The organism is Kitasatospora sp. NPDC048296 (assembly GCF_043201815.1).
Classification (GTDB): Bacteria; Actinomycetota; Actinomycetes; order Streptomycetales; family Streptomycetaceae; genus Kitasatospora.
This window is the reverse complement of record NZ_JBICZB010000006.1, coordinates 138086-160201: the sequence shown is the minus strand read 5'-3', so window position 1 is coordinate 160201 and position 22116 is coordinate 138086. Positions and strand designations below refer to the sequence as shown.

The 22116-nt window shown below is 73.6% G+C and carries 28 protein-coding genes; 6 read left to right on the top strand and 22 right to left on the bottom strand.

All coding sequences use genetic code 11. The features are described from left to right. Nucleotides 1-38: 38 nt before the first annotated feature. From ACGF12_RS07190 to hisI, 11 genes are all read right to left on the bottom strand, one after another. On the bottom strand, nt 39-284 hold the full coding sequence (locus ACGF12_RS07190; RefSeq protein ID WP_380609370.1) for a hypothetical protein: 246 nt from the start codon (nt 282-284) through the stop codon (nt 39-41). Between the two features lie 274 nt (nt 285-558). Next, a complete protein-coding gene (trpA, locus tag ACGF12_RS07185; protein ID WP_393026724.1) occupies nt 559-1371 on the bottom strand; it encodes a tryptophan synthase subunit alpha in 813 nt (270 codons plus the stop codon). A 2-nt stretch (nt 1372-1373) separates the two neighbouring features. Further along, entirely contained in the window at nt 1374-2624 is a 1251-nt protein-coding gene (gene trpB / locus ACGF12_RS07180; protein WP_393026721.1) for a tryptophan synthase subunit beta, read from the bottom strand. 52 nt (nt 2625-2676) lie between these two features. Further along, a complete protein-coding gene (trpM, locus tag ACGF12_RS07175; RefSeq protein ID WP_355673186.1) occupies nt 2677-2826 on the bottom strand; it encodes a tryptophan biosynthesis modulator TrpM in 150 nt (49 codons plus the stop codon). A 9-nt stretch (nt 2827-2835) separates the two neighbouring features. Next, nucleotides 2836-3642, bottom strand: a complete 807-nt coding sequence (gene trpC, locus ACGF12_RS07170) for an indole-3-glycerol phosphate synthase TrpC (RefSeq protein ID WP_393026718.1) — start codon at nt 3640-3642, stop codon at nt 2836-2838. Between the two features lie 223 nt (nt 3643-3865). Beyond that, a complete protein-coding gene (locus ACGF12_RS07165; protein ID WP_393026716.1) occupies nt 3866-4306 on the bottom strand; it encodes a DUF2752 domain-containing protein in 441 nt (146 codons plus the stop codon). A gap of 90 nt (nt 4307-4396) precedes the next feature. Beyond that, on the bottom strand, nt 4397-4669 hold the full coding sequence (locus ACGF12_RS07160; protein ID WP_393026713.1) for an HGxxPAAW family protein: 273 nt from the start codon (nt 4667-4669) through the stop codon (nt 4397-4399). Between the two features lie 138 nt (nt 4670-4807). Further along, complete coding sequence (locus ACGF12_RS07155) at nt 4808-5413, bottom strand: TIGR02234 family membrane protein (protein WP_393026711.1); 606 nt, start codon at nt 5411-5413, stop codon at nt 4808-4810. Further along, the gene (locus ACGF12_RS07150) at nt 5410-5901 is read right to left on the bottom strand and encodes a Uma2 family endonuclease (protein WP_393026709.1); all 492 of its coding nucleotides are present in this window, start codon (nt 5899-5901) and stop codon (nt 5410-5412) included. The genes ACGF12_RS07155 and ACGF12_RS07150 overlap by 4 nt, the downstream gene beginning before the upstream one ends. 20 nt (nt 5902-5921) lie before the next feature. After that, nucleotides 5922-7445, bottom strand: a complete 1524-nt coding sequence (locus tag ACGF12_RS07145) for an anthranilate synthase component I (protein WP_393026706.1) — start codon at nt 7443-7445, stop codon at nt 5922-5924. A gap of 39 nt (nt 7446-7484) precedes the next feature. Then, a complete protein-coding gene (gene hisI / locus ACGF12_RS07140; RefSeq protein WP_393026703.1) occupies nt 7485-7856 on the bottom strand; it encodes a phosphoribosyl-AMP cyclohydrolase in 372 nt (123 codons plus the stop codon). A 133-nt stretch (nt 7857-7989) separates the two neighbouring features. Between hisI and ACGF12_RS07135 the strand changes: the two genes are divergently transcribed. The 3 genes from ACGF12_RS07135 to ACGF12_RS07125 all read left to right on the top strand — a co-directional run bounded on the left by ACGF12_RS07135 (nt 7990) and on the right by ACGF12_RS07125 (nt 10221). Beyond that, entirely contained in the window at nt 7990-8571 is a 582-nt protein-coding gene (locus tag ACGF12_RS07135; RefSeq protein WP_393026701.1) for a hypothetical protein, read from the top strand. A gap of 9 nt (nt 8572-8580) precedes the next feature. Then, complete coding sequence (locus tag ACGF12_RS07130) at nt 8581-9225, top strand: TIGR03085 family metal-binding protein (protein ID WP_393026698.1); 645 nt, start codon at nt 8581-8583, stop codon at nt 9223-9225. A gap of 216 nt (nt 9226-9441) precedes the next feature. Continuing rightward, nucleotides 9442-10221, top strand: a complete 780-nt coding sequence (locus tag ACGF12_RS07125; protein WP_393026695.1) for a VOC family protein — start codon at nt 9442-9444, stop codon at nt 10219-10221. A gap of 66 nt (nt 10222-10287) precedes the next feature. Here the strand turns inward: ACGF12_RS07125 and hisF are convergent, their stop codons facing one another. The 8 genes from hisF to hisD are packed head-to-tail and all read right to left on the bottom strand — an operon-like array spanning nt 10288 to nt 16072. After that, nucleotides 10288-11058 carry an imidazole glycerol phosphate synthase subunit HisF gene (gene hisF / locus ACGF12_RS07120; RefSeq protein ID WP_393026692.1) on the bottom strand — a complete coding sequence of 257 codons (771 nt, stop codon included), beginning with the start codon at nt 11056-11058 and terminating at the stop codon, nt 10288-10290. After that, nucleotides 11055-11498, bottom strand: a complete 444-nt coding sequence (locus tag ACGF12_RS07115; protein WP_393026689.1) for a RidA family protein — start codon at nt 11496-11498, stop codon at nt 11055-11057. Before ACGF12_RS07115 ends, hisF begins: the two co-directional genes overlap by 4 nt. Further along, nucleotides 11498-12223: a bifunctional 1-(5-phosphoribosyl)-5-((5-phosphoribosylamino)methylideneamino)imidazole-4-carboxamide isomerase/phosphoribosylanthranilate isomerase PriA gene (gene priA, locus ACGF12_RS07110; protein ID WP_380609355.1), complete on the bottom strand. Its 726-nt coding sequence runs from the start codon at nt 12221-12223 to the stop codon at nt 11498-11500. Before priA ends, ACGF12_RS07115 begins: the two co-directional genes overlap by 1 nt. Before the next feature lie 20 nt (nt 12224-12243). Next, a complete protein-coding gene (gene hisH, locus ACGF12_RS07105) occupies nt 12244-12879 on the bottom strand; it encodes an imidazole glycerol phosphate synthase subunit HisH (RefSeq protein ID WP_393026685.1) in 636 nt (211 codons plus the stop codon). A gap of 39 nt (nt 12880-12918) precedes the next feature. Then, the gene (locus ACGF12_RS07100; protein WP_393026760.1) at nt 12919-13071 is read right to left on the bottom strand and encodes a hypothetical protein; all 153 of its coding nucleotides are present in this window, start codon (nt 13069-13071) and stop codon (nt 12919-12921) included. Beyond that, complete coding sequence (hisB, locus tag ACGF12_RS07095) at nt 13068-13661, bottom strand: imidazoleglycerol-phosphate dehydratase HisB (RefSeq protein WP_360505447.1); 594 nt, start codon at nt 13659-13661, stop codon at nt 13068-13070. Before hisB ends, ACGF12_RS07100 begins: the two co-directional genes overlap by 4 nt. 6 nt (nt 13662-13667) lie before the next feature. Continuing rightward, nucleotides 13668-14768 carry a histidinol-phosphate transaminase gene (locus ACGF12_RS07090; protein ID WP_393026681.1) on the bottom strand — a complete coding sequence of 367 codons (1101 nt, stop codon included), beginning with the start codon at nt 14766-14768 and terminating at the stop codon, nt 13668-13670. Beyond that, on the bottom strand, nt 14765-16072 hold the full coding sequence (hisD, locus tag ACGF12_RS07085) for a histidinol dehydrogenase (RefSeq protein ID WP_393026678.1): 1308 nt from the start codon (nt 16070-16072) through the stop codon (nt 14765-14767). Before hisD ends, ACGF12_RS07090 begins: the two co-directional genes overlap by 4 nt. A 91-nt stretch (nt 16073-16163) precedes the next feature. Here hisD and ACGF12_RS07080 point away from each other — a divergent pair, with 91 nt between their 5' ends. From ACGF12_RS07080 to ybaK, 3 genes are all read left to right on the top strand, one after another. Then, nucleotides 16164-17741, top strand: a complete 1578-nt coding sequence (locus ACGF12_RS07080; RefSeq protein WP_393026675.1) for an oxidoreductase — start codon at nt 16164-16166, stop codon at nt 17739-17741. An 87-nt stretch (nt 17742-17828) separates the two neighbouring features. After that, nucleotides 17829-18557 (top strand): LON peptidase substrate-binding domain-containing protein, encoded by a 729-nt coding sequence (locus ACGF12_RS07075; protein WP_393026672.1) that lies wholly within the window; start codon nt 17829-17831, stop codon nt 18555-18557. 16 nt (nt 18558-18573) lie between these two features. Then, nucleotides 18574-19068 carry a Cys-tRNA(Pro) deacylase gene (gene ybaK / locus ACGF12_RS07070; protein WP_393026669.1) on the top strand — a complete coding sequence of 165 codons (495 nt, stop codon included), beginning with the start codon at nt 18574-18576 and terminating at the stop codon, nt 19066-19068. A gap of 93 nt (nt 19069-19161) precedes the next feature. Here ybaK and ACGF12_RS07065 read toward each other — a convergent pair whose 3' ends face one another. From ACGF12_RS07065 to ACGF12_RS07055, 3 genes are all read right to left on the bottom strand, one after another. Further along, a complete protein-coding gene (locus tag ACGF12_RS07065; protein ID WP_393026666.1) occupies nt 19162-19941 on the bottom strand; it encodes a hypothetical protein in 780 nt (259 codons plus the stop codon). Between the two features lie 55 nt (nt 19942-19996). Then, nucleotides 19997-20806 (bottom strand): ABC transporter permease, encoded by an 810-nt coding sequence (locus ACGF12_RS07060; protein WP_393026663.1) that lies wholly within the window; start codon nt 20804-20806, stop codon nt 19997-19999. A gap of 241 nt (nt 20807-21047) precedes the next feature. Then, on the bottom strand, nt 21048-22049 hold the full coding sequence (locus tag ACGF12_RS07055; protein WP_393026660.1) for an ABC transporter ATP-binding protein: 1002 nt from the start codon (nt 22047-22049) through the stop codon (nt 21048-21050). Nucleotides 22050-22116 lie beyond the last annotated feature (67 nt).

Here is a 22116-nt window from a genome sequence, read left to right as displayed (position 1 = left end):
ACATGGTGTTCTGTCCTAATCCGGCGAACGCCCGTACGTCAGCGGCAGCCCGGCATCCGCCCCGGGTCGAACAGCTCCAGCCGCCCCTCGCGCGGCACCCGGGCCGCCCGCTCGGCCGCGTCCCACCGCGCCGCCTCCGCACAGGCGACCGCCTCCCGCTCCGCGCGCTCGGCCCCCCGCTTGGCCAGCGCGTGTCCCACCGCGGTGTGTGCCCCGACGGCCGCACCCAGAGCCAGCGCGGCGGCCGCCGCCCGCAGCAGCACGGCCCGATGAAGACCAGCCACCGACTCACCCCTTCGCTCGCCCGGCAACCCCCGCGCACCTCGTTCGTGCACTCATCCCTCCACTCAACGCCGGTCAACCCCCACTGGTGCGTGTCGCCCCCGCTCTTCACCCGTTCGGGGCCACCCCCACGCTGACGCCTCCCCCGAACCGCCTACGCCCCGCCCCCACCCACCCACCCACTCACCCACCCACTCACTCACCCCCCACGAACACCGACGGCCTGCCACCCCCCGAAGGGGTGGCAGGCCGTCAGCCAACCGTTCCTACCGCGCGTCAGCGCCCCCGCCGAACCCCCGCCGCCAGCTCGCCCGCGAGCCCCCGCACCGCGTCCAGCGCCGCCGCCTCGTCCTCCCCCGCCTCCAGGATCCGCTTGACGAAGGCCGACCCGACGATCACCCCGTCCGCGAACCGGGCGACCTCGGCCGCCTGCTCGGCGTTGGAGACCCCGAGCCCGACGCAGACCGGCAGGTCCGTCGTGGCCCGGGTGCGGGCGACCAGGTCCTCGGCCAGGGAACCGACCGCCGACCGGGTCCCGGTCACCCCCATCACGGCGGCCGCGTACACGAAGCCGCTGCCCGCCGCGGTGACCTCGGCCAGCCGGGCGTCCTTGCTGCTGGGGGCGACCACGAACACGGTGTCCAGCCCGTGCGCGTCCGCCGCCTTGCGCCACTCCTCGGACTCCTCCACCGGCAGGTCCGGCAGGATGCAGCCCGCCCCGCCCGCCGCGGCCAGGTCGGCGGCGAAGCGCGCCACGCCGTAGCGGTCGACCGGGTTCCAGTACGTCATCACCAGCACCGCCGCCTCGGGGTGCGCGGCGGCGACCTCCTGGACGGTGCGCAGCACGTCCTTGATCCGCACACCGCCCCGCAGCGCGATGTCGTCCGCGGTCTGGATCACGGCGCCGTCCAGGACCGGGTCCGAGTGCGGCAGGCCGACCTCGACCACGTCGCAGCCGCCCTCGATCAGCGCGTTGACCGCCCGGATGCCGCCGTCGACGGTCGGGAAGCCGGCCGGCAGGTAGCCGATCAGCGCGGCGCGGTCCTCGGCCCTGGCGGCCGCCAGGATGGCACTGAGCTTGCTCGCCATGGTCACTTACCCCCATCGGCCGCGTCGCCGGCCGCCTCGTCGTACAGCCCGAAGTACTGGGCCGCGGTGTGCATGTCCTTGTCGCCGCGCCCGGAGAGCGAGACCAGGATGGTGGCCTCCGGTCCGAGCTCGCGGCCCAGCTCCAGGGCCCCGGCGAGCGCGTGGGCGCTCTCGATGGCCGGGATGATGCCCTCGGTACGGGACAGCAGCCGCAGCGCCTGCATCGCGGCGTCATCCGTCACCGGCCGGTACTCGGCCCGCCCGGTGTCCTTCAGCCACGCGTGCTCCGGCCCGACGCCCGGGTAGTCCAGGCCCGCCGAGATGGAGTGCGACTCGATGGTCTGCCCGTCCTCGTCCTGCAGGACGTACGTACGGGAGCCGTGCAGCACACCCGGGTCACCCTTGGTGAGGGTGGCCGCGTGCTTGGGGGTGTCGGCACCCTCGCCGGCCGCCTCGCAGCCGATCAGCCGCACGCCGGCGTCCGGGATGAACTCGTGGAAGATCCCCATCGCGTTGGAGCCGCCACCGACGCAGGCGACCACCGCGTCGGGCAGCCGCCCGGTGCGGTCGAGGACCTGCTGCCGCGCCTCCACGCCGATGACCCGGTGGAAGTCGCGGACCATCATCGGGAAGGGGTGCGGCCCGGCGACGGTCCCGAACAGGTAGTGGGTGGAGTCGACGTTCGCGACCCAGTCCCGGAAGGCCTCGTTGATGGCGTCCTTCAGCGTCCGGCTGCCGGACTTGACGGCCACCACCTCGGCGCCGAGCATCCGCATCCGGGCGACGTTGAGCGCCTGGCGCTGGGTGTCGACCTCGCCCATGTAGATGGTGCAGTCGAAGCCGAACAGCGCGCAGGCGGTGGCGGTGGCCACCCCGTGCTGGCCGGCGCCGGTCTCGGCGATGATCCGGGTCTTGCCCATCCGCCGGGTGAGCAGCGCCTGGCCCAGCACGTTGTTGATCTTGTGCGAGCCGGTGTGGTTGAGGTCCTCGCGCTTGAGCAGGATGCGCGCGCCGCCCGCCTCGGCGGAGAAGCGGTGCACGTCGGTCAGCGGGCTCGGGCGGCCGGTGTAGTCCTTGAGCAGCGCGTCGAGTTCGGCGGCGAAGGCCGGGTCGGCCTTGGCCTTCTCGTACTCCTCGGCGACCTGCTCGACCGCGGCGACCAGCGCCTCGGGGATGAAGCGGCCGCCGTACGCGCCGAAGTAGCCGCGGGCGTCCGGCACCTGGGCACCGGGCAGGTAGTCCTTCTCGGACATGGTGGATTCCCTCGGGGAGATATGGATGACTGTGACGTCCGATCGGCTGACTTCAGCCGAGCGTCACGCGCCATCGCCGCCCCGGCACCTGCCCCGGCTCGCAACCGATCACGTACCGCACCCGACGCCCCAGCACCCGGCGTGCGGGCGCGCGGCAGCCGCGCGGGCGGCAACCTGGGGCGAGTCGGGTGGCGATCTTCATCGGGCTGTGTCAGTCCTTGTGCCGGACGGCGGGGTGGGTCCCGGCCGCGACCAGGTCGGCCACCGCGGCACGCGGGTCCTTGCCGGTCACCAGGGACTCGCCGACCAGCACGGCGTCGGCGCCCAGGTTGGCGTAGTTGATCACGTCGAGCGGGCCGCGCACACCGGACTCGGCGACCCGGACGATGCCGGCCGGGATGGCGTGCGCGACGTTCTCGAAGGTGTTGCGGTCCACCTCAAGGGTCTTGAGGTTGCGGGCGTTGACGCCGATGATCCGCGCCCCGGCGTCCGCCGCGCGCTTGATCTCCTCCTCGTCGTGCACCTCGACCAGCGGCGTGAGGCCGATCGACTCGGCGCGCTCGATCAGCGACACCAGGGCCGGCTGGTCGAGGGCGGCGACGATCAGCAGCGCGAGGTCGGCGCCGTGCGCGCGGGCCTCCCACAGCTGGTAGGCGGTGACGATGAAGTCCTTGCGCAGCACCGGGGTGTCCACCGCGGCGCGGACGGCGTCCAGGTCGGCCAGCGACCCGCCGAACCGGCGCTGCTCGGTCAGCACGCTGATCGCGGCGGCACCGCCGGCCTCGTAGTCGCGCGCCAGGGCGGCCGGATCGGCGATGGCCGCCAGCGCGCCCTTGGACGGGCTGGAGCGCTTCACCTCGCAGATCACCCGCACCCCGTCGCCCTTCAGGGCGGCGACGCCGTCCTTGGCCTCCGGGGCCTTGGCCGCCAGGGCCTTCAGCTCGTCCAGGGAGACCCGGGCCTGCCGCTCGGCGAGGTCCTCACGGACCCCTTCGATGATCGAGTCGAGCACACTCACTCAGGAGCCCCCATCGTTTCTGCAGTTCGCTCATCCGAGCCGGACGGGCTGCGGCCCGTCCGCTCTTCGATGGTATCGGCACCCACTCGTCCGCCGCGCATCCGCCCGAACCGCGTCTCGCGGAACGGGACGCTCCCTCCGGCGGCCGTCGACCTCCTCCCCCGCCGGCCCTACGTCCCAGCTCAGACCGGCTGCGGCGGCGGACGTCCCCGCGCGGACCGGCTCAGACCGGCTGCGGTGCCAGCCCCGCCCCGACCGGGAGGTTGCGCACCACCGTGAACACCAGCACCAGCAGGAGGATCAGCGCCCAGCGCCGGGCCCCGACCGAGACCCTCGGCGACGGCCCGCCGGTCAGCGCGGCCCAGCCCCAGCGCAGCCAGAGCACCGCCAGGACGCCGAACAGCAGCACGGCCACGGCGTTGTCGTGCAGGGCGCCGGTGAGGTCCCCGTGGGCCAGCGCGTGGACACAGCGCAGGCCCCCGCAGCCGGGGCACCACCAGCCGGTGGCGGTCAGGAAGGGGCAGTCGGGGTAGTGCCCGTGGGTGTTCGGGTCCACCACGGCGACGTACCCGGCGGGAATGGCCACCGCCGCCAACGCGGCCAGCGGCGGGCCCAGCCGGCGCAGTACGGGCGGCGGGGCGGAGGCGGTGGGGGCGGCGTTCACGCCCCGATTGTGCCCGCGCCGGGCCCGGACAGAACGAAACGGCGGGCGTGGCGCGCCCGCCGTTCGGTTGTGCGAAAGGAGTACCTGTCGTCAGGCGGCGACGGCGCGGGCCTCAAGGGCCGCCTTGCGGGCCGCGGTCTGCTCCTCGACCGACTTGTACACGTTGGTGCTCGGCTGCTTGCCCATGCCGGCCATCGACATGGCCTTGCCGATGATGCCGCCGACCAGGACGACCGCCAGACCGGCCACGACCAGCAGCGGCGACGGCAGGATCATCGCGACACCCGCGATGCCGAAGCCGACGAAGGAGATGACGACGCCGGTCCAGGCGGCGGGGTTGTGGCCGTGTGCTGCTGCTGCCATCGATGGTGCTCCTAGGCTCTCGGGGCCCAGCCGGGCCTGCGGGGCCGCCGGCGGGTTGACGGGTTCCATTGTGCCGGGCCACACACGGGCGGCCCAAAGCGGGTGGCGGGTCTATCGCGTCACATGTGCCGCTCGGGCTCAGACGGCGGTGGGGTCCTCGCCGCGGTCCAGGGCCTTCCACAGGTCGCCCGGCGTATCGGCCTTCACCGGGGCCTTGCGGGTGGGCGCCTCGTAGCGGCTGCCCATGGCCGGCCAGCCGCGGCCGTAGCGCAGGGTGACCAGCCCGGCCAGGGCCAGCAGCAACCCGCCGGCCAGGGCGACCCAGGGCCAGGCGCTGTGCGAGACCTCGGTGGCCGTCGAGCCGGCCAGCGCCAGCTTGCCGGAGGCGGCGGAGTCCAGCGCGGCGGTGTCCGAGGCCCCGGCCACCGAGGCGGCGGCCGCGCCGAGCCCGGCCAGCAGGGTCAGCGCGCCGACCGCGAGCCGACCGACGCCGCGCACCGCGAACACCGCGACGGCCGCGGCCAGGCCCACCAGGGCCAGCCCGCCGGGCAGTTCGGAGATCTTGCCGCCGGTGACGGACACGTCCAGGGTGCCGGCCCGGCCCTCGGCCCAGTCCCGCCCGGCCGCGGTCAGCACCAGCACGGCGCCCAGCACGGTCAGCAGCAGCATCACGCCGAGGGTGCGGCGGCCGGCCGTGGACGTGGCGGGAGCGGCGGGGGCGGGGGTGTGGTCTGCAGCGGTCACCCGTCCACTATCCCCCGGCCGACGCCCGGGTCCGTACCCGGGGTCGGGAACTCGTCCGTCCGCAGCACCACCGTCCGGCCGCCGAGCGGCAGGAACAGGTCGTTGCCGAACGGCACCCGTTCGGCCTCCCGGTACACCCCGCCCGGATCCGGCGCGGTGTGCACGGTGCAGTCGGCGGCGGCCGGGTCGACCACCACGTACAGCGGCACACCGCTCTGCGCGCAGGCCCGCGCCCAGGCGTGGTCCCGGCCGGGGTGCGCGACCTCCAGTACCGCCGCCACGTCGGCGGCGCCGTACCGGCCCCGGGCGCCGCGGCCGGCCCCCGGGTCGAGCACCACGAGGTCCGGGGCGATCGGGCCGGACGCGGCCGGGAAGTCGACCACCACGCCGGAGAGCACCCGGCCGGGGCCGACCTGCTGCTCCTCGAACTGCACGGCAGCCCCGAACACGACCCCCCAGCGCAACTCGTCGTACGGCACCTCGGGCATCCCGGCCGCCTCCTCACGCCTCAGGACAGTTCCGGCCTCCGCAGCGTATTGGCGGTGGCGACGGCCCGCAGCACGGCGGCCGCCTTGTTGCGGCACTCGGTGTCCTCGCCGTGCGGGTCGGAGTCGGCCACCACGCCCGCGCCCGCCTGCACGTACGCGGTGCCGTCGCGCAGCACCGCGGTGCGGATCGCGATCGCGGTGTCCGAGTCCCCGGCGAAGTCCAGGTAGCCGACGCAGCCGCCGTACAGGCCGCGCCGGGTGGGCTCCAGCTCCTCGATGATCCGCATCGCCCGGGGCTTGGGCGCGCCGGAGAGGGTGCCGGCCGGGAAGCAGGCGGTCAGCACGTCGAAGGCGGTCCGCCCGGGGGCGACCTTGCCGGTGACGGTGGAGACGATGTGCATCACGTGGCTGTAGCGCTCGATCTGCATGAAGTCGACCACCTCGACGCTGCCCGGCTCGCAGACCCGCCCGAGGTCGTTGCGGCCAAGGTCGACCAGCATCAGGTGCTCGGCCCGCTCCTTGGGGTCGGCGAGCAGCTCGGCGGCCAGCGCCGCGTCCTCGTGCGGGGTGGCGCCGCGGTGCCGGGTGCCGGCGATCGGGTGCACCATCGCCTCGCCGTCGGTGACCTTGACCAGCGCCTCCGGGCTGGAGCCGACCACGTCGAAGCCGCCCTCGGCGCCGCCGTCCGGCCCGGGGAAGCGGAACAGGTACATGTACGGGCTGGGGTTGGTGGTGCGCAGGACGCGGTAGACGTCCAGCGCGGAGGCCGGGCAGGGCGCCTCGAAGCGCTGCGAGGGCACGACCTGGAAGGCCTCGCCGGCCCGGATCCGCTCCTTGACCTCCTCCACCGCGGCCCGGTACGGCGCCCCGCCGAACGGCGAGTGCACCTCGCCGGGGCCGGCCGGGGTGAAGGTGGCCAGGCCCGGGTCGACCGGCTTGAGCAGGTCGGCCTCCATCGCGTCCAGCCGGGCCACCGCGTCCGCGTAGGCCTCGTCCACGCCGCTGGCCAGGTCGTTGTGGTTGACGGCGTTGGCGATCAGCAGCACCGTGCCGTCGGCGTGGTCGAGCACCGCCAGGTCGGTGGCCAGCAGCATGGTCAGCTCGGGCAGCTTGAGGTCGTCCGGGTTGAGGTCGGGCAGCTTCTCCAGCCGGCGGACGACGTCGTAGCCCAGGTAGCCGACCAGGCCGCCGGTCAGCGGCGGCAGGCCGTCGTCGGCGTGCCGCGGGGTGTGCAGCGTCTCCAGGGCGGCGCGCAGCACCTGCAGCGGGTCGCCGGTGGTCGGGATGCCGACCGGCGGGGTGCCGAGCCAGCGGGCGTCGCCGTCCTCGCCGACGGTCAGCGCGGCGGCGCTGCGCACACCGACGAAGGAGTAGCGCGACCAGCTGCGGCCCTGCTCGGCGGACTCCAGCAGGAAGGTGCCGGGCCGCTCCTCGGCGAGGCTGCGGTAGAGGCCGATCGGGGTGAGGCCGTCCGCGAGGAGCCTGCGGGTGACCGGGATCACCCGGGTGTCGACGGCGAGCTTGCGGAAGGCTTCGAGGTCCATGCGGGGCGGCACCTTCTGGAGTTGTGGACGGGGGTGGGATCAGGCGAGCGGGAGCACGTCGGCGTCGAAGCAGGTGCGGTCGCCGGTGTGGCAGGCCGCGCCGCTCTGGTCGACCTTCACCAGCAGGGTGTCGCCGTCGCAGTCGAGCGCCACCGACTTGACCGCCTGCACGTGGCCGGAGGTGTCGCCCTTGACCCAGTACTCGCGGCGGCTGCGGCTCCAGTAGGTGCAGCGGCCGGTGGTGAGGGTGCGGTGCAGCGCCTCGTCGTCCATCCAGCCGAGCATCAGTACCTCGCCGGTGTCGTACTGCTGCGCGACGGCCGGGAGCAGGCCGTCCTCGGTGCGCTTGAGGCGGGCGGCGATCGCGGGGTCGAGGGCGGTGGTACCGGGGGCGGCGGGTGTGGTGGACATGGGGCCATTGTGTCAGTCCGTCCGGCGCCCCCGGCGTCCCGTCCGGGGGGCGAACGGTTCGGGCGCGGCCCGTTCGGGGGCAGTTCCGCCAACCGCCTGCCGGGCGTGGCCCCGGTGGGCCATCCTCGTGGCCATGACCTCCGAGCAGCAGCCGCCCGAAGCCGCCGCCTCCCGTCCGTCCCGGGGCCTGGTGATCGCCGTCGCCGCCGTCCTGGCCGTGCTGCTCGCGGTGGTGGCCACCGTGCTGCTCTGGCCGGAGGACAAGAAGCCGGCCGCCGCGCCGCCCCCGCCCTCGGCGACCCCGACGCCGACTCCGACACCGACCCCCACCCCGACGCCCACCCCCACCAGGCCGCAACCGCCGTACGCCTTCTTCCCGGTGGGCACCTGCTTCGACCACCCCCAGCTGAGCCCGGTGATCACCAAGGCCGAACAACGGCCCTGCGCCGGCGAGCACGACGGCGAGGTCATCGCCAACCTCAAGCTGGCCGACGGGCTGACCGGCGAGATCGCGATCGCCCTCGCCATGCGGGACGGCTGCAAGGACGCCGAGACCGCCGCCAAGGCCCGGCAGAACGACGGAAAGACCTACTATCCGCGGCAGTTCGGCCCGGCCATGGTCAACTACCAGCAGGGCTGGCGGGATTACACCTGCACCCTGACCGCCGGCAACAAGCAGGGTGGCCCCAAGCTGACCGGACAGCTCCACCCATAGGGTGACACCATGTCGAACCACGCCCTCGCCGAACGTCATCGCCTCGCCGAACTCCTCACCGCCGCCGGGCCGGACGCCCCCACCCTCTGCGCCGGGTGGACCGCCCGGGACCTCGCCGCCCACCTGGTCGTCCGGGAGCGCCGCGCCGACGCGGCGGCCGGCATCCGGGTCGGCGCCCTGGCCGGCTGGACCCAGCGGGTGCAGGACGGCTACGCCGAGCGGCCGTACGAGGAGCTGGTCCGACTCTTCCGCGCCGGGCCGCCGCTGTTCTCCCTCTTCGCCCTGCCCGGCGCCGACGAAGCGGCCAACACCATCGAGTACTTCGTCCACGCCGAGGACGTCGCCCGGGCCGGCGACGACTGGACCGCCCAGCCCGTCCCGCCCGGCCGCGCCGAGGCCCTGTGGCGCCGCCTCCCCCTGATCGCCCGCCTCGAAGCGGGCCGCCGCTCCCCCGTCCGCCTCACCCTCAGCCGCCCCGACGGCCAGTCCCTCACCGTCGGCCCCGCCGGCGCCCCCACCGTCCACCTCACCGGCGAGCCCGGCGAACTCGTCCTCTTCACCTACGGCCGCGGCGCCCGCACCACCCTGGACGTGGACGGCGCCCCGGACGCCATCGAGGCCCTGCGCCACGTCCTGCCGCTGCCGCCGAAATAGCTCCGAAGAGGGCGTCCCACGACACGAGGTTCCGGCCCGGGCCGTGGGACGCGGCCCCAACCGGATTACGGAGTGAGCCGGTTCGGTCCACGGGTCACCGCGCGCCCGCGCTGCGGATGTCGGTCCCCGGGTGCAGACTCGCAGGTGGCCGGGGAGGGGCGTGTGCGCGCCCGACGGAACCGCCTCGGTCACTCTCCGTCGAAGGGGCACCACGACATGCTCACCACCGACTTCCCCACCGGCTCGCCCTGTTGGATCGACCTGGGCTGCCCGGACATCCCGGCCACCGCCGAGTTCTACCGCAAGGTCTTCGGCTGGACCTTCCAGGAGGTCCCCGAGGCCGGCGGCTACGGATTCCTGCAGCTGGACGGCAGGACGGTCGGGGCTCTCGGCAAGCTGGACCAGGGCGCGCGGTCCGCCTGGACCACGTACTTCCTCTCCCCCGACCTGGACGCGACCGTCAAGGCCGCCGAGCAGTCCGGCGCCACGGTCCGGGTCCCGCCGATGGACGTCATGCAGGAGGGCCGGTTCGCCGCCCTCACCGACCCGCAGGGCGCCGAGTTCGCCGTCTGGCAGGCCGGCGACACCCGGGGCCTGGACGCCGTCTCCGAGGACAACACGCTGTGCTGGTCCGAGCTGCACACCAAGGACCAGGACGGCAGCTACGACTTCTACAAGTCCCTGTTCGGCTGGCGGGTCGAGAACTTCGAGCCGTCCCCGGGCATGAGCTACCGGGTGATCTCCACCGCCGAGGGCGACCAGCGGCAGACCGGCTTCGGCGGCATCGCCCCGACGATGGACGCCGCCCAGCCCTCCGCCTGGACGCCGTACTTCGCCGCCAACGACGTGGACGCGCTGATCGCCAAGGCGACGGCGGCCGGCGGCTCGGTGCTGATGCCGGCCGCGGACGTGGACAACGTCGGCCGGATCGCCTGGCTGGCGGACCTGAACGGCGCCCCGTTCGCTCTGATCAAGGGCGAGCCGCGCGAGTCCTGAGAAGAGGAACAAGAGGAAACGGTGCCTGTTCGTGTTCGCGAACACGAACAAGCACCGTTCGAGGAATCACCGGACCGGGTGCCCGGCCTCCCGCAGCGCGTTCTTGACCTCGCCGATCCGCAGGTCCCCGAAGTGGAACACGCTGGCCGCCAGCACCGCGTCCGCGCCCGCCTCCACGGCCGGCGCGAAGTCGGCGAGCTTGCCGGCCCCGCCGGAGGCGATGACCGGCACCGAGACGGCCTTGCGCACCGCCCGGATCATCTCCAGGTCGTAGCCGTCCTTGGTGCCGTCCGCGTCCATGGAGTTGAGCAGGATCTCGCCCGCCCCCAACTCGGCGGCGCGGCCCGCCCATTCGACGGCGTCCAGGCCGGTGCCCTGGCGTCCGCCGTGGGTGGTGACCTCGTAACCCGAAGCGGTCTCCGTCCCCTCGGGGCAGCGCCGGGCGTCCACCGAGAGCACCAGCACCTGCCGCCCGAACCGCTGGGCGATCTCACGGACGAGCTCCGGCCGGGCGATGGCCGCGGTGTTGACGCCGACCTTGTCGGCGCCGGCCCGCAGCAGCTTGTCGACGTCCTCGACGGCACGGATGCCACCGCCGACGGTGAGCGGGATGAACACCTGCTCGGCGGTGCGGCGGACCACGTCGTAGGTGGTCTCCCGGTCGCCGGAGGAGGCGGTGATGTCGAGGAAGGTCAGCTCGTCGGCGCCTTCGGCGTCGTAGAGCTTGGCCATCTCGACCGGGTCGCCGGCGTCGCGCAGGTTCTGGAAGTTGACGCCCTTGACCACCCGCCCCGCGTCCACGTCCAGGCAGGGGATGACTCGTACTGCGAGGGTCACGGCTGTTTGCCTTCCAGGGTCTTTGCCAGCCCGGCACGGTACGCGTCGATCTCGACCTCGACCAGCATCCGGGAGTCGATCAGCCCCTCGACCACCACCATGGTGGCCACCGGGCGTGCGGCGTCGAAGAGTTCGCGGTGGGCGCGGCCCACTTCCTCGGCGTCGCGGGCGTGGGTGATGTACATCCGGGTGCGGACCACGTCGTCCGCGGTCAGACCGTACGCGGCCAGGGCCGAGAGCCCGACGCCGAACGCGGCGAGGGTCTGCCGGTACGGGTCGCCCTCGTGCTCGATCCGGCCGTCCACCCAGGCGGTGGAGCCGGCCACGTGCACATGGTCACCCGCGGCGACCGCCCGGGAGTAGCCGAACTCCTCCTCCCAGGGGGAGAAGCCACCGACCCGGCCGCGCACGACCTGACCGCGTACGATCCGACCATCCATCATCCTGAAACCGCCTCCAGGGCCTCTTCGAGGGTGAACTTCTGCTCGTAGAGTGCCTTGCCCACGATGGCGCCCTCGACACCCTCGCCGACGAGCGTGGCGATGGCGCGCAGGTCGTCCAGCGAGGAGACGCCGCCGGAGGCGACCACCGGGCGGTCGGTGGCGGCGCAGACGTCGCGCAGCAGCTGCAGGTTGGGGCCGGTCAGGGTGCCGTCGCGGTTGACGTCGGTGACGACGTAGCGGGCGCAGCCCTCCTGGTTGAGGCGCTCCAGCACGTCGAAGAGCTGGCCGCCGTCGCGGGTCCAGCCGCGGCCGCGCAGGGTGGTGCCGACCACGTCGAGGCCGACGGCGATCTTGTCGCCGTGCTCGGCGATGGCCTTGGCGACCCACTCGGGGGCCTCCAGGGCGGCGGTGCCGAGGTTGACCCGGGTGCAGCCGGTGGCGAGGGCGCGGGCGAGCGACTCGTCGTCGCGGATGCCGCCGGACAGCTCGACCTTGATGTCCAGCTGGCCGGTGACCTCGCGCAGCAGCTCGTAGTTGGAACCGGTGCCGAAGGCGGCATCCAGGTCGACCAGGTGGAGCCACTCGGCGCCGGCGTTCTGCCAGGCGAGCGCGGCGGCCAGCGGCTCGCCGAAGGAGGTCTCGGTGCCGGAGGCGCCCTTGACCAGGCGGACGGCCTGGCCGTCCCGGACATCGACGGCGGGAAGCAGTTCGAGGCGGCTCATCAGTGACAACTTTCAGCTCGTCAGAGGGTGTTGACCCAGTTGGTCAGCAGGGCGGCGCCGGCGTCGCCGGACTTCTCGGGGTGGAACTGGGTGGCCCACAGCGGGCCGTTCTCGACCGCGGCGACGAAGGGCCGGCCGTGCGTGGCCCAGGTGACCAGCGGCGGGTTGATCCGCGCGCTGTGAATCTCCAGCTCCCAGTGCCGCACCCCGTAGGAGTGCACGAAGTAGAAGCGGGTCTCCGGGTCCAGGCCGGCGAACATCCGGCTGCCCTCGGGCACGTCCACGGTGTTCCAGCCCATGTGCGGGACGACCGGGGCGTCCAGCGGCTCGACGGTGCCCGGCCACTCGTCGCAGCCGGCCGTCTCCACGCCGTGCTCGACCCCCTTCTCGAAGAGGATCTGCATGCCGACGCAGATGCCCATGACCGGGCGGCCCCCGGCGAGCCGGCGGCCGATGATCCAGTCCCCGCGGACCGACTTCAGCCCGCGCATGCAGGCCTCGAAGGCGCCGACGCCGGGGACGAGCAGGCCGTCCGCGGCCATCGCGGTGTCGTAGTCGGAGCTGACCGTGACGTTCGCCCCGGTCCGCTCCAGGGCGCGCTGCGCGGAGCGCAGGTTGCCGGAGCCGTAGTCGAGGACGACGACGTTCTTGCCCATGTGTTCAGGTGTCCAGTCTCTCAGCGGCGGGCGGCGGGTCTACAGGCGCATGAGGCCGGAGGCCAGGCACATCACGGAGCCGAAGGCCAGCACCAGGATGACGCCCTTCGGCAGCTTCTGCTTCCAGAAGGAGATCACTCCGCCGGCCAGGAAGAGGCCGACGAAGAGGAGGATCATCGTGGACTTGCTCACAGCGCACCCTTGGTCGACGGGAGGATTCCGGCCGCGCGCGAGTCACGCTCGGCGGCGTAGCGCAGCGCCCGGGCCAGCGCCTTGAACTGGCACTCCACGATGTGGTGCGCGTTGCGCCCGTACGGGACGTGCACGTGCAGCGCGATCTGGGCCTGGGCGACGAAGGACTCCAGGATGTGCCGGGTCATCGTGGTGTCGTAGCTGCCGATCATCGGCGCCATGCCCTCGGGCTCGGTGTGCACCAGGTAGGGCCGGCCGGAGAGGTCCACGGTGACCTGGGCGAGGGACTCGTCCAGCGGCACCGTGCAGTTGCCGAAGCGGTAGATGCCGACCTTGTCGCCGAGCGCCTGCTTGAAGGCGGCACCGAGCGCGAGGGCGGTGTCCTCGATGGTGTGGTGGGTGTCGATGTGCAGGTCGCCGTCGGTCTTGACGGTGAGATCGAACAGACCGTGCCGGCCGAGCTGGTCGAGCATGTGGTCGTAGAACCCGACGCCCGTCGAGATGTCGGTCTTGCCGGTGCCGTCGAGGTCTATCTCGACCAGGACGGAGGTCTCCTTGGTGGTGCGCTCGACGCGTCCGATGCGGGACATACGGGGTTACAGCTCCTTGATCACAGTGCGGACGGCGTCCAGGAAGGCGTCGTTCTCGGCGGGCGTGCCGGCGGTGACGCGCAGCCACCCGGGGACGCCGTTGTCACGGACCAGGACACCCTGGTCGAGGATGGCCTGCCAGACGGCGCGGGTGTCGGCGAAGCGGCCGAACTGGACGAAGTTGGCGTCCGAGTCGGTCACCTCCAGGCCCATCGCCCGCAGCGCGTCGACCAGCCGGTCGCGCTCCTCCTTGAGTCGCCCGACGTACCCGAGCAGGGTGTCGGTGTGCTCCAGGCAGGCCAGCGCGGTGGCCTGGGTGACGGCCGACAGGTGGTACGGCAGGCGCACCAGCTGGACGGCGTCGACCACCGCCCGGTCGGCGGCCAGGTAGCCCAGGCGCAGGCCGGCGGCGCCGAAGGCCTTGGACATGGTGCGGCTGACCACCAGGTTGGGGCGGCCCTCGATCAGCGGCAGCAGCGAGGCGCGGTGCGAGAACTCGACGTACGCCTCGTCCACCACGACCAGGCTGGGCCGGGCGGCCTGCGCGGCCTCGTAGAGCCGCAGCACGGTGTCGGCCGACACCGCCGTCCCGGTCGGGTTGTTCGGCGAGCAGATGAACACCACGTTCGGCCGGTGCTCGGCGATGGCGGCGAGCGCGGCGTCCACGTCGATGGTGAAGTCGTCATTGCGCGGGCCGGAGATCCAGGCGGTGCCGGTGCCCCGGGAGATCAGCGCGTGCATCGAGTACGAGGGCTCGAAGCCCAGCGCGCTGCGGCCGGGGCCGCCGAAGGTCTGGAGCAGTTGCTGGAGCACCTCGTTGGAACCGTTGGCGGCCCAGACCTGCTCGCGCGCGACCGGGTGGCCGGTGGTGCGGGTCAGGTACGCGGCCAGGCCCTCGCGCAGCTCGACCGCGTCCCGGTCGGGGTAGCGGTTGAGGTTGCGGGCGGCCTCGGCGACCCGCTCGGCGATCCGGGCCACCAGCTCCTCGGGGAGCGGGTACGGGTTCTCGTTGGTGTTCAGCTGGACGGGCACGTCCAACTGCGGTGCGCCGTACGGGGACTGGCCGCGCAGCTCGTCCCGGATCGGGAGGTCGTCAATAGCGGTCACGAGCCGGGAACCGTCCAATCGAACCGAGCCTTGATGGCGTCACCGTGACCGGGCAGGTCCTCGGCGTTGGCCAGGTTGACCACGTGCGCGGCGACGTCCGCCAGCGCGTCCCGGTCGTACTCGACGACCTGGACGCCGCGCAGGAAGGTCTGCACCGACAGCCCGGAGGAGTGGCAGGCGCAGCCGCCGGTCGGCAGCACGTGGTTGGAGCCGGCCGCGTAGTCGCCCAGCGAGACCGGGGTCCAGCGGCCGATGAAGATCGCGCCGGCGTTGACCACCTTGGCCGCGACCGCGTGCGGGTCGCGGGTCTGGATCTCCAGGTGCTCGGCCGCGTAGGCGTTGACCACGGCGAGGCCCTGGGTCAGGTCGTCGACCAGGATGATGCCGGACTGCCGGCCGCCGAGCGCCTCGGCGACCCGCTCGCTGTGCTTGGTCTTCGCGACCTGCACGGCGAGCTCGGCCTCGACCGCGTCGGCCAGCGCCGGGGAGTCGGTGACCAGCACCGAGCCGGAGGTCGGGCCGTGCTCGGCCTGGCTGATCAGGTCGGCGGCCACGTCGCTGGGCAGCGCGCTGTCGTCGGCGAGGACGGCGATCTCGGTCGGGCCGGCCTCGGAGTCGATGCCGATCCGGCCGGCGAACAGCCGCTTGGCCGCGGCCACGTAGATGTTGCCGGGGCCGGTGACCATGGTGACCGGGGCGCACTCCTCGGTGCCCAGGGCGAACATCGCCACCGCCTGGGCGCCGCCGACCGAGTAGACCTCGTCGACGCCGAGCAGCGCGCAGGCCGCCAGGATGGTCGGGTGCACCCGACCATCGAACTCCTTCTGCGGCGGGGAGGTGACCGCGATGCCCTGGACGCCCGCCTCCTGGGCCGGCACCACGTTCATCACCACGGAGGACGGGTAGACCGCCAGCCCGCCCGGCACGTACAGGCCGACCCGCTCGACCGGCACCCAGCGCTGGGTGACCGTGCCGCCCGGCACCACCTGGGTGGTGTGCCCGGTGCGGCGCTGGTCCGCGTGCACGGCCCGGGCCCGGCGGATGGACTCCTCCAGCGCGGCCCGCACCTTCGGGTCCAGCGTCTCCAGGGCCTCGGTGAGCTGCTCGGCCGGGACACGGGTCGACTCCAGCCGGACGCCGTCGAAGCGCTCGGTGATCTCGATCAGCGCCGCGACCCCGCGATGGCGTACGTCCTCGGCGATCGGCCGTACCTTCTCCAGCGCGGCCGCCACGTCGAACTCGGCACGGGGCAGCAGGTCACGCGGGTCGTCGAGCGAGCCGCGGAGGTCGATTCGAGAGATCACGCCACCCAGTGTAAGGAGTGGCCGGAACCACTGGTCCCGCATTTCAGTCCGTGATACGAAAGGCGAGACGACCGGGGGGACGGGGTAGACCATGGCGGAATGCGCTCCAGAGGGCTGGACCGACACCGAGCAGGAACTCTGGGAGGCCTTCCGCCAAGGGGATGTATTCGACCGCCGAAGTGGCCAATCCGACATCGACGACCCCTTCGGGGACACCCCGTGGGGACCCGGGCGGACGGTCAGCGCCGAGGCGCTCGCCCACCTGCTGCTGGTCGGCCCGGAGCCGGCGCCCGGGCGGGTCGCCTCGCTGCGGATGAGCGGGGTGACGGTCACCGGCGCGCTCAACCTGGCCGGCGGCCACATCGACCGCTACGTCGAACTGCGTGGCTGCCGCTTCGAGCACAAGATCCTCATCTCGGAGGCCTCGGCCACCACCCTGCGCATGGTCGACTGCCTGATCCCCCGGCTGGAGGCCTCCCGGCTCGCCACCACCGGCGACCTCCACCTGGCCCGCTGCCGCATCCCCGACGGCGTCCGGCTCACCGACGCCAAGATCGGCACCGACCTGCTGCTCAACCTGGCCGTCATCGGCGGCGACCGCTACGGCCGCGCGGTGTCCGCCGACGGGATGACCGTCCACCAGGACTTCGAGGCCGAACGCCTGGAGACCCACGGCGAGTTGAGCGTCCGGACGGCCCGAATAGGCGGCCGCTTCTCGCTCCGCGGCGCCCAGCTGTACGCCGACCCGCGGAACCGGGTCTGCCTCAACGCGGTCCGGCTCAACGTCGGCCACACCTTGTACCTGACCAGCTCCGCCGACGGCGGCTGGTTCGGCTCCCGCAGCTACTACGGCTCCGGCTACGGCCAGAGCCCCCCGCCCGACGCCCCCAGCACCCCCTTCCGCGCCTACGGCCAGGTCCGGCTGTCCGACGCCCGCTTCGAGGCCGCCTGCCTGATCTCCGGCGAATTCCACCTGGAGGGTGACGACGAGCTCTCGCTGCGCCGCATCCACACCCCCGAGCTCCGCTTCACCTGCAAGATCCGGCCGACCGGCATGGTCTCGCTGTCCCGCGCCCGGGTCGGCAACCTGGTCGACTCCCCGGACGCCTGGCCACTCGGCAAACACCTGCGGCTGACCGGCTTCGTCTACGAGAACCTGCGCCCGGTCGGCCAGTTCACCGCCCAGCAGCGGATCGCCTGGCTGGAGGGCTCCGCGGTGGAGTTCCAGCCGGAGTCCTACGAGCAGCTCGCCGGCGCCCTGCGCCGCGACGGCGCCGACGACGACGCCCGGCAGGTGCTGTACGCCAAGCAGCGCCGCCGCCGGGAGACCCTGCCACTGCCCGCCCGGATCTGGGGCCGGGTCCAGGACGTCACCGTCGGTTACGGCTACCGCCCCGGCCGGGCCGGCCTGTGGCTGCTGCTCGCCTGGGCGCTCGGCAGCGTCTGGTTCGCCACCCACCAGCCGGAGCCGCTCAAGGCCGACGAGCGCCCGCACTGGAACGCGGTGCTCTTCACCCTCGACAAGCTGCTGCCGATCGTCGACCTCAACCAGGGCGCCTGGAACCCCGGCGGGACCTCCCAGTGGATCTCCGCCGGGCTGGTCGTGGTCGGCTGGCTGCTCGCCTCCACCGTCGTGACGGGCGCCAGCAGGCTGCTCCAGCGGGGCTGACACCGTGGACGGCTTCGGACGGCCCGACACCGTGGACGGCGTTAACCGGGCGACAAGGACGGGGCCCGGGGAACTACGCTGTCCGCCGTGACAGAACGGCTGCCGCTCTTCCCGCTGAACACCGTGCTCTACCCGGGCCTCGTGCTGCCCCTGAACGTCTTCGAGGAGCGCTACCGCCGTCTCGTCGCCGACCTGCTCGAACAGCCCGAGGACGCGCCGCGCCGCTTCGGCGTGCTCGCCATCAAGGACGGCCGCGAGGTCGCCCCGGTCCGCCCCGAGGAGGGCCCGGCCGGCCCGCTCGACGGCCTGGGCACCGCCACCGGCGACCCGCTGGAGGCGCTGTTCCACGTCGGCTGCGTCGCCGACGTCTCCTCCGCCCAGAAGCAGTCCGACGGCCGCTACGAGCTGCTGGTCACCGGCACCACCCGGTTCTGGCTGCGCTCGGTGGACGTCGCCGGTCCGTACCTGACCGGCGAGATCGAGCCGATCGAGGAGCAGTCCGGCGAGGGCTCCGGCGCCCTGGCCTCCGAGGTCGAGCGGGCGTTCCGGGTCTACCAGAAACGCCTGGCCGGGGCGAAGGAGGCCACCACCATGGGCCGCCCGCAGCTGCCCGACGACCCGCAGGTGCTCTCCTACCTGGTGGCCGCCGCCTCGGTGTTCGAGACCCCGGTCAAGCAGCGGCTGCTCGCCTGCCCCGACACCGCCCAGCGGCTGCGCACCGAACTCGACCTGCTGCGCCGCGAGAGCGCCGTCCTCAGCTGGCTGCCCTCGCTCCCCGCGGTCGAGCTCACCCGCCAGTCCTTCAGCCCCAACTGACGCAAGGCACCCCCGCATGGCCAAGAAGCCCAAGAAGGGCGGCCAGGGCACCCCGGCCACCGTCGCCCTGGAGACCGCCGCCGTCGCCTTCACCGTCCACGCCTACGAGCACGACCCGGCCGCCGCCTCCTACGGCGGCGAGGCCGCCGAGGCCCTGGGCGTCGCCCCCGAGCGGGTCTACAAGACCCTGGTCGCCGACGTGGACGGCACCCTCACCGTCGGCGTGGTCCCGGTCGCCGGCCAGCTCGACCTCAAGGCCCTGGCCGCCGCCGTCGGCGGCAAGCGCGCCGCCATGGCCGACCCGGCCGCCGCCGAGCGCAGCAGCGGCTACGTCCTCGGCGGCATCTCCCCGCTCGGCCAGCGCCGCCCGCTTCGCACGGTGATCGACGCCAGCGCCCTCGGCCACCCCACCGTCTACGTCTCGGCGGGCAGGCGGGGCCTGGAGGTCGAGCTGGCCCCCGCCGACCTGATCGCCCTCACCCGGGCCCGCACGGCCGCCATCGCCCGCTGAGGGCCCGGGAAACGGCACGAGGCGGAAGGCCCGGCCCGTACCGGACCGCCGACCTTCCGCCTCGCCGGGGAACCCGGCCCGGCCGGGAGAACCTCAGCCCTTCCCGTGCTCCCGCGCGGCCGCGTCCGCCGGGGGAACCGCGTCCGCCGGAGCCGCGTCCACCGGAGGAGCTGCGGGGGGAGCCTCAGGGGCCCCGTACGTCCCCGCCGGAGCCCCCCAGTACGGCGGCGGGTCCTCCTCCCGCTTGCCGAACGCCGCGGACAGCGCCAGCAGCACCACCATCGCCACCATCGGCCACACCAGCAGCGCCCCCAGCGCCCCGAGGTCGATACTCGCGTCGAAGTGCCCTCCGTTGCCGACCCGCCGGGCCTCCGCGATCAGGTTGTTGCTGGGCCCGAGCCAGCGTCCGATCCGCCAGGCGCCGATCGACCCGAGCAGTCCGCCGACGGCGAGCCCCAGTGCGACCGAGATGCCGCCGCCGCGCTTGCGGGTCACCAGGAAGGCCCCGAGCGCCGTCACGATCCCGGCGCCCAGCGCGATCAGCACGAACACCGCGTCGGCGCCCGCCCGCTGCTCGCCCTCGGGGTCCGCGTAGAGGATCCGGTCGCCGTCCACCAGCAGCGGGACCTTCGGCGCCAGCCAGGCCCACAGCCCGGCCATCAGCACTCCGACCAGCAGGCAGGCGACCACGACGCCCGCCCCGATCCGCAGCTCCGCCGGCAGCGGGTGCTCCGCCACGGGCGGGGCCTCCGGCATACCCGGGGGCGGCTCCTCGTCCGAGACCGGCGGCGGCGCGAACGGGTCGGGCGCGGCGCCCTGCTCCGCCTCCACGTCGGCGTGGGCGGGATCCGGAGGTGTGTTCGGTACGGTCACAGGCCCCATCGTTTCACGACGGCCGCCCGAACGGCCCCACCGGCCGGGCACCGGCCTACCGCGCGACCGCCCGCCGGTACGCCCAGGTGGCCAGCGCCAGCGACACCACGCCGACCGCCGCGCAGACCCCCAGGTCCGCCGCGACCACCGCCCAGTCCGGGTCCGGCGCGAAGGTCCGAGCGAAGGCCTCCACCCCGTACGTCGAGGGCAGCAGGTCCCGCAGCCACAGCACCGGCTGCGGCAGGTGGTCCACCGGCAGCACGCCCAGCAGCAGGGCCGCCGACATGCCGAGCTGCCCCAGCATCGTCGCGATCTCCTGGCGCGGCGCCAGCAGCCCGCAGGCCGCGCCCAGGCCGGACAGCGCGGCCCCGGCCAGCGGCACGACCGCCAGCAGCACCCACAGCTGCCCGAGCGGCAGCCCGAACATCACCGCGCCGATGCCCGCGGTGACCAGCGTCCCCGGCAGGGTGAACGAGGCGTACGCGCCGGCCGTGCCGAGCACCACCGAGGCGGCCGGCACCGGCAGCGTCCCGTAGTGGTCCAGGCCCCCGTTGGCCCGCAGCTTCCCGAAGTACTGGGCGAGCAGGTTGAGCGCGACGAACGCCACCACCAGCACGCTCGACCCGGCGACCACCGACCGCGCCGCCGAGGTCTGCCCGGCCTCCACGACACCCCGCATCATCACCAGGATGCCGACGGACTGGAAGGTCGCCACGAACAGCAGCGGGATCCGCGCCACCTTGGCCCGGGCGAGCTGCGCCCGGTACACCGCGGCGAGCGAGGGCAGCAGCCGGGCGGCGGGGGCGAGCGGGGCGGGCCCGACCGTCGACCGGTCGGTCCGCGGGGGCACCGAGAGCAGCGTCACCGAAGTCCTCCGAGGATGCGTGGCGCAGGGGCGGGAAGAGAAAATCCGCGGACCGCTGCCCAGGCGGTCGGGTAGCGTGTGAGCGGCGCGTTGCGAGAACCAAGCACGTGCTACCTCCTTGAGTTTGTCGTCACCGGGTTGGTTCCATCCCGGCTGGTGCTGATCGCGTAGGACTTGATCGTTCGCTGGACGGCCGAGCAGCGTGAGCCAGGAATCCCCCTGCGTTCAGCCGGGGGAGGGTTCAATTGGCGAGTCCTCCGTGATGGCGGCCGCCCAGCTTGAGGTAGGCGTCCTCAAGGCTCGGGGTGGCGAGGGTGAAGTCGTCGAGCGCCGCGAAGGCCGGGCCGGTGGTGACGGCGGCGACCAGCTCGCGGGCCTGCTCGGGGGTGGTGCGGACGGTCCAGCGGCGCCCGGTGCGCTCGGCCCGTTCGGCCAGCGCGGCGACGGCGGGGACGCCGAGCGGCGCCTCGTCCCGCCAGACCAGGTCGAGCCGGACGTCGCCGTCCACCAGCGCCTTGAGCCCGCCGGGCGTGTCGCAGGCGATCACCCGGCCCTCGTCGACCACGGCGACCCGGTCGAGCACGGTCTCCGCCTCGATCACGTTGTGGGTGACCAGCAGCACCGTCGTCCCGCGCTCGGCGCGGCGCCGGTCCACGGCCGACCACACGGCCCGCCGGGCGACCGGGTCCATGCCCGTGGTCGGCTCGTCCAGCACGAGCAGCGGCCGCTCCCCCACCAGGGTGGCCGCGAAGCAGGCGAGCCTGCGCTGCCCGCCGGAGAGCTTGGCCAGCGGCCGCGAGGCGATCGGCTCCAGCCCGAGTTCGGTGAGCACCTCCGCCGTCTCGGCGCGGGCCTGCGCCCGGCCGAGCCCGCGCAGCCGCCCGGTGGTCTCGGCGGCCAGCACCACGGTCAGCTCGTCCAGGGCGGTGGACTCCTGCCCGAGGTAGCCGAGCAGCCGCGCCGCCCGCTCGGGGTGCCGCACGATGTCGTGGCCGAGCAGTTCGACCGAGCCGGAGTCCGGGCGCAGCAGCCCGGTGAGCTGGCGCACCAGCGTGGACTTCCCGGCCCCGTTCGGTCCGAGCAGCCCGAAGACCTCGCCCTGCCGGACGGTCAGGCTGATCCCGTCGTTGGCCCGGACCTCGGTGGTGGCGGCGCCGCGCCCGGTGCGGTAGGTGCGGACCAGGTCGCGTACGGCGACGCACGGCGAGGTGTCCTGGGGTGCTCGCCCGGCCGTCTCTTTCACGACCGGAGACTCTACGCGCTCACACGGGCGAACCGGACAAGGGGGCCTGATCGCCGGAAACCTCCGG